Raw genomic sequence first — 16,679 nt, 5'->3', positions numbered from 1 at the left:
AAGGAGATTATTCAGTATTTATAAATGATAATGGAACAGCTAAGAAAACAAAGGTGACTATTGGTGAAACTGATGACAATAATGTAGAAATAACAGCTGGCATAAACGATGGAGATCAAATAATCACTTCAAATACAAGTACTCTGCAAGATGGTAATGAAGTAGATGCAGTGGTTAAACAAGACAGTGATACAACAGATAGTACATCTGATAAACAAGATGGCGGTGCCGATGACACAGCTTCTAAATAGGGGGGATGACAAATGAATATTGCAAATATTAGTATTAAAAGACCTGTATTTATTTCAGTTATAATGATAGTCCTCACTATTTTAGGGTATGTATGTTATGGAAAACTAGCACTTAATGACATGCCAAATGCTGATTTACCGTATGTTTCTGTTTCAGTTACAGAAGTTGGAGCATCACCTGAATCAATTGAAACTAATATAACTAAACAAGTAGAAGATGCAGTGCAGCAAATATCAGGAGTTCAAAATATAACTTCGACTGTAACTGAAGGGTCTTCAAGAACGACTATAGAATTTGATTTAAGTACAGATGGAGAGGTGGCAGCGCAACAAGTTAGAGATAAAGTTTCTCAAATTGCTGCAAAGTTGCCAAGTGATGCTAACACACCAGTTATTTCAAAATTTGATATGTCAGCAACATCAATTTTATCTATAGCTGTTTATGGTTTAGATGATAATAAAGAAATGTCTGATTTTGTAGACAATACACTAGAGAAAAGGCTATATACAGTATCTGGAGTAGGAGCAATAAATGTATCTGGTGAGGATACAAGAGAGATTCATATAAAACTAGATAATAGTAAGTTATTACAATATGGGCTTACATCAAGTTCTGTAGTAAGCAGCATTCAAAAGGATAATGTTGATCAATCTGGAGGTAAGGTTACAGATGGAAATGATCAAATTTCAATTACAACAACTAGTAAAATACAGAAAGTAGATGACTTTAAGAATATTTTAGTATCCAATAAAAATGGCACAGAAATTAGAGTAAAGGATATTGCGACAGTTGAAGATGGAGTTGTTGAAAGAACAAGTAATGCTTATTACCAAGGAAACCCAGCAATTGGTGTTGATATAGTAAAGCAATCTGGTTCAAATACTGTTGAAGTGGCAAAAGATGCTAAGGCAGTATTAGAGCAGCTTAACGCATCATTACCTAAGGGAATGCACGTTGATATTGTTAGTGATAATTCTACATCCATACAAGATACGGTAAATGATGTTATGAATACAATAATAGAGGGATGTATATTAGCTGTTATCATTGTATTCTTGTTCTTAAATGAATGGGAAAGTACGCTTATAAGTGCATCTTCTCTTCCAATTTCAATCATAACTACTTTTATCTGCATGAAAGAAATGAATTTTTCATTAAACACAATGTCCTTAATGGCGATGTCACTGGCAGTAGGGCTTCTAATTGATGATGCGATAGTTGTTATAGAAAACATTGTACGTCATTTGCATATGGGAAAAGGCCCTATAGAAGCAGCAAGAGATGCTACAGCTGAAATTGGATTTGCAGTAATAGCAACAACTTCAGCAGTTATTGCAGTATTCTTTCCTTTAGCAGTAATAGAAGGAATACTTGGAAAGTACTTTATTGAATTTTCACTTACAATTGTTTTTAGTATGGCAGTTTCGTTATTTGTGTCCTTTACGCTTGTACCTATGATGTCATCTAAAATGCTTAGGGCAGGAAAAAAAGAAAGTAAGACTATTATTGGAAAATTCTTTAGAGGATTTAATAATAAATTTGATGCTTTAGCTGAGAAGTATTCACATTTTTTAGCTATTCTTCTTCACAAAAGATTAATAGTTTTATGTATCTGCTTAGCTATGTTTGTAGGAAGTCTTGGCCTTATCAAATCTTTAGGATTTGCAATGATGCCTTCAACCGATCAAGGACAAATAACCGTTAGTGCAAATTTTGATTCAGGAATAACTTTAGATAACGCATCTCAAGAAACTAAGCAGCTTGAAGCAATTATTAAAAAGAATCCAGAAGTGCAATATATGTATTCTACAGTAACAAATAGCAGTGCATCAATTAAAATTACGCTTATAGATAAGGCTAAGCGTAAGGATAGTTCAAGAGATGTGGCTGAAAAACTTAGAGGTGATTTTAATGGACTCTCAGGAATGTCACTTACAGTATCAGCTGCATCTATGGGAGGCGGAGGAGGAAGAGCCTCTAAAGATGTTAGTTTTGAACTTGTAGGAGATGATAGAGCAAAAGTTGAAGCTTTTGCAGAAAAAATGAAAGCAGAGATGGCTAAGGATCCACAGGCAAGTGATGTAGGTACGAATTCTAATTCGGGTTCACCAGAAGTTAAGATTGCTGTAGATCGTGATAAGGCAGCAGATTTAGGGGTTAATCCTTCAGATGTTGCTAATACTTTGACAACATTGTTTAATGGTACAACAGCAACTAGATATGATAATGGAACAGATAGATATGATGTTAAGGTATTATTGCAGGATAGTCAGCGTAAAAATCTTAATGATCTTGATGAAATTTATGTTTCAAATTCAAGTAATAAGATGATTCCTATAAGCCAGGTAACTAAAAAAGTAATAGGGACAACTTCTTCAACATTGCAAAGATATAATAAACAGGCTCAAGTTGAACTTTCTGCAAATGTTAAAGGTACAGCTACAGGTACTTTCCAAAATACTTATGAGAGTAAGATTAAAAGTGAATTGCCACCAGGAGTTTCGTTATCAATTGGAGGATCAAATGGAACTATGCAAAAGAGTATGGTGAGCATGGAACAAAATTCAGTTTTATCAATTCTTTTATTATACTTAGTTATGGCAGCGCAGTTTGAGAGTTTTGTTGATCCAATAGCTATAATGTTTGCTTTGCCGCTTGCAATGATTGGAGCAATAATAGGATTATTTATTGGAGGAAGTCAATTAAGTATGGTAGCTTTAATAGGTATAATAATGCTTATGGGACTTGTTGCTAAAAACGGTATTTTACTTATTGATGCTGCAAAGGAAAGAATTAAACAAGGCATGCCGCGAAATGAAGCTTTGGTACAGGCTGGTCTTGTAAGATTACGTCCGATAATTATGACTACTCTAGCTATGATATTTGGTATGATTCCTACAGTATTAGCTACAGGATCAGGTACTGAAATGCGTAAGCCGATGGCAGAAGCAATAATTGGTGGATTAATTACGTCAACAATATTAACATTGTTTGTAGTACCAATCATGTACACATTACTTGACGGTTTAAAGAGAAGATTTAGAAAAGTTGTTCGCAGAAAGTCATCAAAAGCTGAAATAGAGTCAACAGATTTAAATTTGTAAGCTCATAAATGATAATTGATGATATACAATTATCAATGAATGAAGGAAGAAAAGCCTACGGGCTTTTCTTAAAAATATTATTAAAGATATTCCGAAAGAATATCTTCCTTAATTGAGTATTATAAATTATTAATTGATTTTCCGAAATTGTATATTGTTAATTAATTTTCCAATTACTGATTTATTGAAATTTAATTATTAACAATGTAGAATATAATTACGTAAATACTAAAGAAATAGTATTTATGTGAATTCAAAGTCTAATTAGAAAATACAAAGTAGATTGAAAATATCAACTAATCAAGTAAATTTATATTAAAAAATTAATAAAGAGGAGATTAAACATGAGAAAAAATATAAATAAAATAATCGCATTTGCAATAGGTGTAAGTGTTATGAGTGGAAGCATTATACCAGTATTTGCAGCAGATTCTACAACAAATGCATCTACTACTACAACTACGGCTTCAAATGCAGCAAGTACAACAACTGCAAATTCAAATGTTCTTACTTTAGATGATGCTATAAAGTCAACAATAAGCATGAGTAATACATTGGCTCTTGATGAACAAAACATAGCTTATCAAGATAAAGAAAATGATATAACTAAAAAGTCAGATGACTTTAATGATGTTAATGATGATAAGGAAAAGTATGATGACAATACTGCTGATACTAAATTAGATCAATTAAAACAACAAAGAGACTTTGATGAAGATTCATTAACTCAAAAAGTAACTGATCAATATAATAGTATTGTTACGCAACAAATGCAAATAGATATGGCAACTAAAAATTTAGCTGTTGAAAATAAAAAACTTCAAGATGCAAAATTAAAGCAAAGTTTAGGAATTCAAACATCAATTGATGTACAAACCTCTGAACTTCAAATACAAAAGGATCAAAACAGTTTAACTACAGCTCAAAATAAATTAAAAGATGCTGAATATTCATTTAAGGTATTAACTGGCAAGGATGTAACTCAATATACCCTAGATAAAGATATTAAATTTGAACCATTTAAAATTGATGGGGACGTAGATACTTATTTAGATAATGTTATTGAATCACAATTAAGTTATAAAGAAGAACTGCTTAAGATTAGTAAAGATTATTATAATGATAAAGACTATGAGTCAGACAATGGACTAACTACTGATGATTTAGATACTGCAGAGACAGCGGCAAAAGATGCTGTTAAACCTACATTGGCAGATGGCGCAACTTTAGAAGAGTATGAACAATATCAGAATGATCTAGCTAAGTATAATGGTGCTATAAGCAATTATACAGGAATTTTATCAAAAAGACTAACATATTTAACTACTAAACTAGGTAATTACCAAAGTGATGTTACTATAACTAATACAAAAAAACAACTTAAAGATCAATTAAGATCATATTATACAAATCTTCAAACTTATGAAGCTAGTGTTAATTACTGTAAGAATGAAGTACAATTGTACAATGAACAACTTAGTAATGCAAAACTTAAGTATGATTTAGGAATAATGACAGAATCAGATTATAATGCTCAAGTTGTAAGCACTTTACAAGCGCAAATTGATTTGAGAAATGCAATTGTTGCTTATAATCAAAATAAACAGTATATCCAAAAACCTTGGAGTGCAGCTTACTCATCTTCACTATACTAATTATATCTTAAGAGTATAGAAATGGGCGTAAATAAGGAGGAAAACAATGCATAAAAATATAAAAAAAATAATTGCATTAACCCTTGTAATTGGAGCAATTTCATTTATAGGGACAAGCAATAATTTTATAACTGGAACCATTAATGCTTATGCATCAACATATTCTGGTGCAGGGAATGGAGAGTTAAGTTCCTTGACTTTATCAAGAAGTACTGGAAGTGAAATTGAATTACGTGATAGTTATTATGGAAATGAGACTTCACTATCTTCAAAAAGTGACTATTATATAGAACTTACAGGTGCTGATGGATTTCAAATAGCAGCAGATGTTAAAGGTGACGGGTATGTAGTTAAGCAATTCACTTCAGCTGATAAAACAGAACAAGGAGAAGATGTTGGACAATATATAAATGTTGATTCAGATACAGAGGATGTCTATTTAAGAACATATAGAAGTGAAGATGATTATAGAGATGCTTATGATGATGACGATGTAACTAAGTGTGCACATACTTATATAATTCATGTAAGAAAAGAAAGTGCAATTTCTTCTGATGAAGAACTAGACAAAAATTATGCAAATCTAGACAGCATTTATTTGAGTAATGGAAACATTGATTTTTCAAAGGACCAATATTCTTACAATACAAATGTTGATGACAATGTTCAGCAGATTGTTGTTAGGGCAACTCCTGAAAATGACGATGATATAGTTGAAATTAATGGTCAATCTGTAGAACAAAAGGATAACTTTGAAAAAACAATAAGTTTGAGTGAAGGTAATAATGCGATAAAAATATATGTTGAGAACGATGATGATAACGAAACTTATACATTAAATGTATATAGGGGAAAAACATCAGCTTCAACTCAAACAAGTACAAGTGTAACATCTGTTGGAAATAACGTAGGAAAATATAATTCATGGCAAAATATTGGCGGTAAGATGCAATATTTAGATGGAACTGGAGATCCATTAAAAAGTCAATGGTGGTTTGATGCAAATACTGGAAAGAAGTATTATTTAGATAAGGACGGATATGCAGTAACTGGATGGCTTTATGTTGATAACAATTGGTACTATTTTGCTTCAGATGGAGAGATGAAAACTGGCTGGCTGTACTTAGATGGAAGCTGGTATTACTTAAACAAAAGTGGTGTTATGAGGACTGGATGGTTCCAAGACACTAATGGCACATGGTATTATTTAGATTCAACAGGAAAACTAACTCAATCTTAAAACAAATATAAATACGTTATGGAGAGTATCTAAATTGGAGATCCAATTTGGATACTCTTTTTCAAAGTGAGCAAAATAATTAATCAGGAAATAATTTTAATGCTAAATTATTATTTTGTGCTATAATTTATAAAATATAAATTAATAGAGAGGATGATGTAAGTGAAGATTACATATATTGAACATAGTTGTTTTTCAGTGGAGCTGGATAATGTGATTTTGATATTTGATTATTTTAAAGGACAGCTTCCGGTTTTTGATGAGAAAAAAACAATTTATGTATTTTCAAGTCATAATCATCAAGATCATTTTAACATGTCAATTTTTCAGTTATTAAAAAAATATCCTAATGTTAAGTACGTATTATCAAGAGATATTAAGCGTAAATTTGGGCGTACATTTTTTAATACTAATGGGGTTGAAGCTAACACATATGAAAAAATTGAGTTTATTGGCAGCAATGAAATTCTTGAAACGTCAGATTTAAAAATAGAAACTTTAAAGTCAACAGATGAAGGCGTTGCATTTATTGTTACCGCAGATGGCAAAAGTATTTATCATGCTGGAGATCTTCACTTATGGTACTGGAATCATAAGGATGAAGAGAGTCACAAAAATAATATAGGGCAGTATGAAAAAGAGATAGCAAAAATAAAGAATAGACATTTTGATGCTGCCTTTGTGGTTTTAGATCCTAGACTAGAGGATAAATTCCATTTGGGGCTTGATTATTTTATGAAGAACACTGATACAGATGAAATATATCCAATGCATTTTTGGGGCGATAAATCTGTAATTGAACGATTAAAGAATATGGATTGTTCAGAAGCATATCGCCATAAAATAATTTCTTTGTAAATTTATATAGATATTCAATTTTGAATTTAGACTTATGTGGTAGTGTATCGAAATCATATACATTTTTATTCCACAGGATTTGTGAAATTTTCGCCGGAAAGCTTTAGACAGTTATTAGTTATGAGTTAAGAGTTCAGGAAGAAAAGCCTATGGGCTTTTCGAAAATTAATTTTTTAGAGACTCCTATAAGGAATTTCATCCTTAACTCATAATTCATAGCTTTTAACTCATAACTGGTTAAGTTTTTTCTTAACTCATTAAAAATATAGATTGTAAGTTATAAGTATAGTTCATATATTGGATATGTATGGTTTATTTTCCTGATATATGAGTTCTTATTAATTCCGCAGGAGATAATATTTTGTTTATAGTTTCAACAGGTAAAATACCTTCTTCCAAAAGAATTTCTCTTATGGTTTTTCCAGTATTTAAAGCCTTTTTTGATATTAAGCTAGATTTATCATAGCCTAAATAAGGAACTAAAGCAGTCGCAGAAACCAAAGAATTCTCAAGATTTTCTAAACATCTATCCTCATCTATTTTAAGTTCATCTATACATTTTTCTTTAAAAATTATCACACCTCTATCAAGAAGCTCAAGAGATTCTAGTAAACATTCAGCTATAAGAGGAGTAAAGGCATTTAGTTCTAATTGCCCCATAGAGCTCGCCATAGTTATAGCACCATCATTAGAAATTACTCTCATGCTGACTTGTGCTACCATTTCGGGAATAACTGGATTTACTTTCCCAGGCATAATTGTTGAACCAGCCTGCATTTTTGGTAGAATAATTTCTCCTATCCCACCACGAGGCCCAGAGCCCAGCAGTCTTAAGTCGTTTGAAATTTTAAGGAGATTTACACTACAGGATTTTAGAAGCCCAGAAGTTTCTACAAATATATCGCAGTTCTGTGTAATGTCCATTGGATAATCAGATCTTGCAATACCAAAGCCAGTAAGATCTTGAATAATATCTGTAAGCAAAAATACATATTTGTTTGTAGCATTGAGGCCCGTTCCTATTGCAGTACCTCCAAGGTTAATTTGTCTTAATCTTTCTTCTACCTTATATATTCTCCATCTGTCTCTCTCTATTGCTTTAGAATATGCTCCAAAACTTTGACCTGCTGTCATTGGCAGTGCATCCATTAATTGAGTTCTCCCAAGTTTTATTATATCTGAAAATTCATTTTCCTTTATTTGAAGAGCTTCCTGCAAGTTTGATAAAGAATTGCTTAACTTTCTTATTAATCTAATTGCTGCAATTCTGAGAGCGGAAGGATAAACATCATTAGTTGATTGTGACATATTAACGTGGTTTAGAGGATGTACTAAATTATAATCTCCTTTAGTTCCATCTAATAGCTCTATAGCTCTGTTAGCAATAACTTCATTTACATTCATATTGGTAGAAGTACCAGCTCCACCTTGAAAGGCACTGATTTTAAACTCATCATCAAATTTTCCTTCTATGATTTCTTCGCTGGCATTTATTATTGCATCAGCTTTTTCAGGAGAAAGTAGTTTTAATTTTTTATGTGTCATGGCAGCAGCTTTTTTTATAAGAGCTATTTCTTTTATTAACTTTAAATTTACAGTTTTACTATTTAAATCAAAGTTTTCTAAAGCTCTTGCTGTATTTATTCCGCTGTAGGCAGAATCTTCTATTTCTTTTTCACCTAATAAGTCTTGTTCTATTCTATAATTCAAAATTAACACCCCTTTAATCAGTTTACAGTTCACAATTTAAAGTTAAGGAAAAAAAATCTTCGACTTTCCTTAAAATTGTTAAGTGTAAATTGTGCATTGCAATATATAAGTTCTAATTTAAATAACACATTTTACTAAAATATTAGTTTTAGAAATTTTGAAAAAATTTCATCATTCATTGACGACATTTCTAGTATTTCTGGATTGATAGCAGATCATCTATACTTCTATTCATATATTTATAAGAATCGTAAACCCCTTGATTGTAAAATTCCAATGATAATTTATCTATAAAAAAATCTAATATATTACCTGATGCTAAATCACCTAATTCTTCTCCACGTTCATTGTAAAAATATTCTTTTATTGAAGAAATCATATCAGCTCGTTGTTCCTTAGTTAAAGTAATTTTATCCTTGTTTTTCATTCAAAACCTCCATATTAACTTTTAATAAAATTCATTTGTATCTATTATAGCTCATATACTAGAATTATGTAGAGCCTAATTTAATTAATATTAAAAAATGAAAAATTAGATGAAGAATTACCTTTGCAATATGTATTAATATTTTATATTATAATAGAAGAAACCAATTAAAAATATTAAAGTAATACCCATATTTTTGGGGTACAATGTACTTATAAAATGCCATGACATGGGGCTTATAATACCTTGTAAATTCGATATTTAGAGGAGTAATAATATGAGTTTAAATACAACACCTTCTGGAGAAAGAGTACATATTGCTTTGTTTGGAATGACAAATGCAGGTAAATCAAGTATCATAAATGCACTTACAAATCAGGAAATTTCTATTGTTTCTGATGTAAGGGGGACAACTACTGATCCAGTTTATAAAGCGATAGAAATTCTTCCTATAGGAGCTTGCATGATAATTGATACAGCGGGTCTTGATGATGAAAGTGAATTAGGAGAATCAAGAAAAAAGAAAACTCTTGAAGTTTTAGCTAAGACAGATGTAGCTCTAGTAGTGGTAGATAGTACTAGAGGAATAATAGATAAGGACGAAGCTATAATAAGCCAGCTAAAAGAAAAGAAAATACCAGTAATATGTATTTTTAATAAGGCAGACCAAAAGAGTAGAACAAAAGAAGAAATAGATGAGATACAGAAAGAAATCGGCATACCTGTTATTTCTACATCTGCATTAAGTAAAGGCGGAATAGATGAACTTAAGCAAAAAATCATAAATATAATACCAGATGATGAGGATAAGTTTAAGTTAGTTGGAGATCTTATAAGTCCTGGGGATATAGTAGTTCTTGTTACACCTATTGATAAGGCAGCACCTAAAGGAAGACTTATTCTTCCACAACAGCAAACTATAAGGGATATAATAGAAAGTGATGCAATAGCTGTTGTAACTAAAGAACATGAATTAAGAGAAACACTTGAAAATTTAAAGAAAAAGCCTAAGCTTGTTATAACTGATTCACAAGTATTTTTAAAGGCATCAGCAGATACACCTAAGGATATAAAACTTACATCATTTTCAATATTGCAGGCAAGATATAAAGGGAATCTCATTGAGCTTGTAAAGGGTGCAAAAGCAATAGAAGCCTTAGAAGATGGCGATAGCGTATTGATTTCAGAAGGCTGCACTCATCATAAACAATGCGATGATATTGGAACAGTAAAAATTCCAAGATGGGTACGTCAAATGACTGGTAAGCAAATAAATTTTGAATACTCTTCAGGATCTTCTTTTACTGACGATATAAAAAAATATAAGTTAATCATTCATTGTGGTGGATGCATGTTAAACAGGGCAGCGATGCTTTCAAGGATTGATAACGCAGTTAAACACGAAATACCTATTGTAAATTATGGAGTACTTATTGGATATGTACAAGGAATTTTAGAAAGAGCACTTGAACCATTCCCATTAGCAAAAGAAATATATGATGGTGATTTTATTTAAATAATAGAGATATAGGTAAACTTTTAATTAAACAAATGAAGAAATAGTACTATTTAATGAGTGCAGTGGAGACAACTTTATGGATAAATTATTATTTGGAATATCTGGTTTGCCAATAGGAAATGGAACAAAAAAATTTAATTATGCAAGTGGAATTGATTATGTAAAATCAATAGGTCTAGATGCAATGGAACTTCTTTTTGTGAGAAATATAAATGTTACGGATAAGAATAAAGAGATAATATTAAAAACCAAGATAGACAATGATTTTTACTTATCTGCTCATGGATCTCATTATATAAATTTAAATGCTGATGAGACAGAAAAACAAAATCAATCAATTGAAAGAATAGCAAACGCAGCAGAAGGCTTATTAAAAGTTGAAGGCAGAAGCTTAATATTTCATCCGGGATTTTATTTAAAAGATTCAAAAGAAGAGACTTATAATACTATAAAAGAGAATTTGCGGAAACTTCCATACAAAGGTGTTGATTATAGACTTGAAACTACTGGAAAGGGAAGTCAATTTGGAACTCTTGAAGAATTAGTTTCTATTTGTAAGGAAGTAAAATCATGCAAGTTATGTATTGACTTTGCTCATATACATGCAAGAAATAACGGAAGTTTAAAAATGTATAATGATTTTGCAGAAATATTGCAATATATTTTTAAGGAATTAGGTAGAATAGCTTTAGACGATATGCATATTCATATGGGAGGAATAGATTATACTGAAAAAGGAGAAAAGAATCATCTTCCTTTATTAGACAGTGATTTTAATTATGTAGAATGCTTAAAGGCTTTAAAAGATTTTAATGTCAAAGGTTGCGTGATTTTAGAGGGACCTTTAGTGGAGAAAGATGCGTTATTGTTAAAAAATACTTATGAGAAATTATAGTTTGAATTTAAAATTAATCATGCTATTTGTTATAAAAGATGATATAATTAGTAAGTTCGATTGTAAAATAGATTTTTAAATATTTTCATAAATTTAAAGGTGAAATTTTCGTTGAGAATTGTGCTTTTAGGCACATGAAAATAGGCTGGCAAATGGAATTGTTATTTATTTGATTGTGCCCTATTTGACTGTTTGATTTTTGCTCATAGATGCGATGCACAACACGTATTTGTGAGCATTTTAAGTGCTTAGATTAATAAGTGGATTATAAAAATATAGATTTGTAGGGACTATTTTGAAGATATACTTAAAGATGTATTATTTTAAAGAATAAAAGATATTTTTTTACAAAAGATAAATTCGTTGAGATTTAAAAAATAGTATAGGTGTTATATAAGACAAATATAATAAGCATACTAAAAATTTTTTAAAGAAGGATAATGAGTGGTATGAAAAGAGTAAATGAAGCTTTTAGTGATTACGAATCTGGTGGGAAGATAAATACTGCCGTTATAGAAAATGTAGTTTTGAGAAAAAAGACTAAAATTTTAGAGATGGAAATCAGTTCAGATGATTATATTGATATAGAAGAAATTGAGAGCTTTAATAATTTTATAAAAGAAAAGTTTGAATTAAATGATTCTAGAATTACTATAAAATATAGTGATGGAGTCAGCATAAGGCCAATAGAAGAAGAACTCAAAAATATTGTGTTTTCTATGTCTAAAAAATATCCTGCTTTAAAGGCAGCAGCAAATAATAGTGAATATGAGATAGCAGGAAATACAATAAACTTTAATTTCAAAATTCCAGTATCAGGATTCTTAAAAGCAATGGAGTATGATAAAAAAATTAATAAGACTATAAAAAGTTTGTATGGCATGCAATATAATATAAACTTTATTGATAAAGTAAGCAGTGAAGAGATAGCAAAAATGCAAGAAGACAAACGTGCAAATGAAATTAAGGTGCTAAAAGAAATTAAAACTACTCAAGGTACAAATGCTCCTGCGGCTGAATCAGCTCCTAAAGCGCCTGAAAATAAACCAGAAATAAGGGTTGAGGGAGATAGTAAGAAGAATCCATTCTTGATTATGGGGAGAAATGCTAATATTAAGGAGCCTATAATAAAAATTAATGATATTACGCCAGATGAGGGAAGGATAGCCCTAGAGGGTGAAATATCTAACATTGAGGCAAAGGAATTAAGAAGCGGAAAGATGTTAATTTCCTTTGATTTATATGATGGATCAAACTCGATGACTTGCAAGATATTCTGTAAGCCAGGTGAATATGATGAAGTATTTTCTAGAATAAAAAAGGCAAAGGGGCTTAGACTTGCAGGAAATGCAGGTTATAGTAATTTCTCTCACGAAGTTGAACTTATTGCTAATACTGTAATTGAAACAGATGGAATTAAGAAAGCTAAGAGAATGGATAATGCAGAGGTGAAGAGGGTCGAACTTCACATGCATACGCAGATGAGCCAGATGGATGCTATGACTAGTGCTACTGATTTAATTAAGAGAGCCATGAGCTGGGGAATGAAATCTATTGCTATAACTGATCATGGAGTTGTGCAGTCCTTTCCAGAAGCCCATAAGCTACTTGGAAGAGATAATCCAGATATGAAGATAATATATGGAGTAGAAGCTTATTTAGCTCCTGATAAAAAACCATCTGTAACCAATATAAAAGGCCAGAGTATTGATACTACCTATTGTGTTCTTGACCTAGAAACTACAGGTTTTTCTCCAAAGACAGAGAAAATCACTGAAATAGGAATAATGAAGATTAAGGATGGAAAATTAATAGATAAATTTAGCACCTTTGTAAATCCTGAAAAATCAATTCCAATGAGAGTTGTAGAAGTTACTAACATAACGGATGAAATGGTGAGAGGCGCAGAAACTATAGATAAGGTATTTCCTAAAATGCTTGAATTTATTGAAGGAACTGTTTTAGTTGCCCATAATGCTGAATTTGATATTAACTTTTTAAAACATAATGCTAGAGTATTAGACCACGATTTTGATTTTACCTATGTAGATACATTGTCTTTAGCTCAAGATATTTTTCCAGAGTTTAAGTCTTATAAACTAGGTAGAATTGCAAAAAATCTTGGTATAAAGGTAGAAGTTGCCCATAGAGCTTTAGATGATGTTGATACCACTGTCAAGGTATTTAACATAATGCTTGAAAAGCTAAAGGAAAGAGGAGCAGAAACACTTGAAGATATAGAGGAATATGCTTCTGATGAAGAATCTAAGAAGGCAGCTTATAAAAAAGTTAAAACTTACCATGCAATAATTTTAGCTAAAGATTATGTTGGCTTAAAGAATTTATATAAACTGGTATCATATTCTCATTTAGATTATTTCTATAAAAAGCCACGTATATTAAAGAGTATGTTTAAAAAATATTCTGAAGGCTTAATAATTGGAAGTGCCTGCAGTGAAGGGGAGCTATATCAGTCAATATTACTAGGAAAATCTGAAGAGGAAATAGAGAATATTGCAAAGTTCTATGATTATTTAGAAATTCAGCCTCTAGGGAATAACGATTATTTAGTGAGACAGGAGCAGGTACCAAACAAAGAATATCTAAAAGAGATTAATAAAAAGATTATAAGACTTGCAGAAAAATTAAATAAACCTGTAGTAGGAACAGGAGACGTTCATTTTATGGATCCTGAAGATGAAATATACAGACGTATATTAGAAGCAGGGCAAGGCTTTAAGGATGCTGATGATCAAGCTCCATTATATTTACGAACTACTGAGGAGATGCTTAAAGAATTTGATTACTTGGGAGCAGAAAAGGCATATGAAGTTGTAGTCACAAACACTAATAAGGTAGCAGATATGTGTGAGCAGATAAGCCCGATATCTCCAGAAAAATGTCCACCACACATAGAAGGGTGCGAACAGACTATTAAAGATATAGCCTATGAAAAGGCTCATGAATTATATGGAGATCCTCTTCCAGAGATAGTTCAAGCAAGGCTAGATAAAGAACTTGATTCTATTATAAAAAATGGATTTTCCGTAATGTATATAATAGCTCAGAAACTGGTGTGGAAATCAAATGAAGATGGATACTTAGTTGGTTCCAGAGGGTCAGTTGGTTCATCTTTTGTAGCTAATATGACAGGTATAACAGAGGTAAATGCACTTCCGCCACATTACAGGTGCCCTAAGTGTAAGCATTCTGATTTTAATGATTATGGTGTTTTAAATGGTTTTGACTTACCTGATAAAGTATGCCCTGTATGTGGAGAAAATCTACATAAGGATGGTATAGATATACCATTTGAAACTTTCTTAGGCTTTAATGGAGATAAAGAGCCTGATATAGATTTAAATTTCTCAGGAGAATATCAGGCAAAAGCTCACAGATACACAGAAGTTATTTTCGGTAAAGGCACAACCTTTAAGGCTGGTACAATAGGTACTATAGCAGAAAAAACAGCTTTTGGTTATGTGAAAAAATATTATGAGGAAAAGAACCTTCCTATAAATAAAGCTGAAACAATGAGAATTTCAGTAGGCTGTACTGGTATAAAGAGAACTACAGGTCAGCATCCAGGAGGAATTATAGTTGTACCAAAGGGACGTGAAATATTTGAATTTTGCCCTGTGCAGCATCCAGCTGATGATCCTAATTCAGATATTATAACAACGCATTTTGATTATCACTCCATTGACCAGAATCTTTTAAAGCTTGATATATTAGGGCATGATGATCCGACAGTCATAAGGATGCTTCAAGATATAACTGGAGTTAATCCACATGAAATACCTATGGATGATAAGGAAACTATGTCGTTATTCTTCTCTACAGAGGCTCTTTCAGTAACTCCACAGCAGATAAACTCAGAGGTAGGAACCTTTGGAATTCCTGAGTTTGGTACTAAGTTTGTTAGGGGAATGCTTGTAGATACAAAACCAAGAACTTTTGCAGACTTACTATGTATATCAGGGCTTTCTCATGGTACTGATGTTTGGCTTGGAAATGCTAAGGACTTAATTGATAGTGGTGTGATTACCAGCATAAGTGATGCGGTGTGTACAAGAGATGATATTATGGTTTATCTTATTAAAAAAGGATTGCCTCCAAATACTGCCTTTAAGATAATGGAAACTGTACGTAAAGGAAAAGCCTTAAAGGAACCTAAATGGGGAGAGTATGAAGCGTTAATGAGAGAACATGAGGTGCCAGAATGGTATATAGATTCTTGTAAAAAGATAAAATACATGTTCCCTAAAGCCCATGCAGCAGCTTATGTAATGATGGCCTTTAGAATAGCCTGGTTTAAGGTGCATATACCACAGGCATATTATGCAACATACTTTAGTATTAGAGCAAAAGCTTTCGATGCAGAGTTCATGATATTTGGAAAAGAAAAGGTTAAGGCCAAAATGCAGGAAATTCAGGCTCTTGGAAATGATGCAGCTCCTAAGGATAAGGATATGTATGATGACTTAGAGATAGTTCTAGAAATGTATGAAAGAGGCTTTAAGTTCCTTCCAATTGATTTATATAAGTCTCATGCTACAAAATTTCAAGTTGAGGAAGATGGTATAAGACCTCCAATTAACAGTATAGCTGGTATGGGAAATGTGGCAGCTGAAGGTATAGCAAATGCTGCTATGGAAAAGGAATTTAACTCTATAGAAGATGTAAGAAAGCGTTCGAAGATTGGAAATGCTGCAATAGAACTTCTTAAGAAGTTTGACTGCTTAAAAGGACTTCCAGAAAGTGATCAAATGTGCTTTTTTGATGCGGTATAATTGCTAACAGGGAATTGTGATTTCTGTTTCATAAAGGTTTTAAAAATTATATATAGCATAATATAAAACAAGGCTTATATCGCTATTGATTAATTAGAGATATAAGCTTTGCTATTTAATAATTCTTATATAGAGGGATACGCTTCGTATAAATTTAACAAATAGTGCAAGACTAAAGTCATTAATCAAGAATTTAGTATTGCAATCAAGAAGTTACTTTTTCATT

At 31.5% G+C, this 16,679-nt stretch carries 9 protein-coding genes and 1 pseudogene; 8 read left to right on the top strand and 2 right to left on the bottom strand.

Annotated features, from left to right (window positions below):
• The 5 genes and pseudogenes from CLOBL_RS23690 to CLOBL_RS23670 form a co-directional block, all read left to right on the top strand.
• Positions 1 to 251, top strand: a pseudogene (locus CLOBL_RS23690) (efflux RND transporter periplasmic adaptor subunit); the annotation flags it as partial.
• Between the two features lie 12 nt (positions 252 to 263).
• On the top strand, positions 264 to 3,356 hold the full coding sequence (locus CLOBL_RS23685) for an efflux RND transporter permease subunit (protein ID WP_077861272.1): 3,093 nt from the start codon (positions 264 to 266) through the stop codon (positions 3,354 to 3,356).
• A gap of 344 nt (positions 3,357 to 3,700) precedes the next feature.
• A complete protein-coding gene (locus tag CLOBL_RS23680; RefSeq protein WP_077861271.1) occupies positions 3,701 to 5,011 on the top strand; it encodes a TolC family protein in 1,311 nt (436 codons plus the stop codon).
• 46 nt (positions 5,012 to 5,057) lie between these two features.
• A complete protein-coding gene (locus CLOBL_RS23675; protein ID WP_077861270.1) occupies positions 5,058 to 6,251 on the top strand; it encodes a cadherin-like beta sandwich domain-containing protein in 1,194 nt (397 codons plus the stop codon).
• A gap of 162 nt (positions 6,252 to 6,413) precedes the next feature.
• Positions 6,414 to 7,109: an MBL fold metallo-hydrolase gene (locus CLOBL_RS23670; protein ID WP_077861269.1), complete on the top strand. Its 696-nt coding sequence runs from the start codon at positions 6,414 to 6,416 to the stop codon at positions 7,107 to 7,109.
• Positions 7,110 to 7,421: 312 nt separating this feature from the next.
• On the opposite strand, the gene CLOBL_RS23665 is transcribed toward CLOBL_RS23670, so the two are convergent.
• Both CLOBL_RS23665 and CLOBL_RS23660 read right to left on the bottom strand, forming a co-directional pair.
• Positions 7,422 to 8,819: an aspartate ammonia-lyase gene (locus CLOBL_RS23665; RefSeq protein ID WP_077861268.1), complete on the bottom strand. Its 1,398-nt coding sequence runs from the start codon at positions 8,817 to 8,819 to the stop codon at positions 7,422 to 7,424.
• Between the two features lie 190 nt (positions 8,820 to 9,009).
• Positions 9,010 to 9,246 carry a DUF2164 domain-containing protein gene (locus tag CLOBL_RS23660; RefSeq protein WP_077861267.1) on the bottom strand — a complete coding sequence of 79 codons (237 nt, stop codon included), beginning with the start codon at positions 9,244 to 9,246 and terminating at the stop codon, positions 9,010 to 9,012.
• 277 nt (positions 9,247 to 9,523) lie between these two features.
• On the opposite strand from CLOBL_RS23660, the gene hydF reads away from it, so the two are divergent.
• From hydF to polC, 3 genes are all read left to right on the top strand, one after another.
• Entirely contained in the window at positions 9,524 to 10,762 is a 1,239-nt protein-coding gene (gene hydF / locus CLOBL_RS23655) for a [FeFe] hydrogenase H-cluster maturation GTPase HydF (protein ID WP_077861266.1), read from the top strand.
• Between the two features lie 79 nt (positions 10,763 to 10,841).
• Positions 10,842 to 11,660, top strand: a complete 819-nt coding sequence (locus tag CLOBL_RS23650; protein WP_077861265.1) for a TIM barrel protein — start codon at positions 10,842 to 10,844, stop codon at positions 11,658 to 11,660.
• Between the two features lie 449 nt (positions 11,661 to 12,109).
• Entirely contained in the window at positions 12,110 to 16,453 is a 4,344-nt protein-coding gene (polC, locus tag CLOBL_RS23645) for a DNA polymerase III subunit alpha (RefSeq protein WP_077861273.1), read from the top strand.
• Positions 16,454 to 16,679 lie beyond the last annotated feature (226 nt).

Source organism: Clostridium sp. BL-8, from assembly GCF_002006495.1.
Taxonomy (GTDB): domain Bacteria; phylum Bacillota; class Clostridia; order Clostridiales; family Clostridiaceae; genus Clostridium.
The sequence above is the reverse complement of the archived record's forward strand: the minus strand, read 5'-3'. Positions and strand labels throughout refer to the sequence as shown.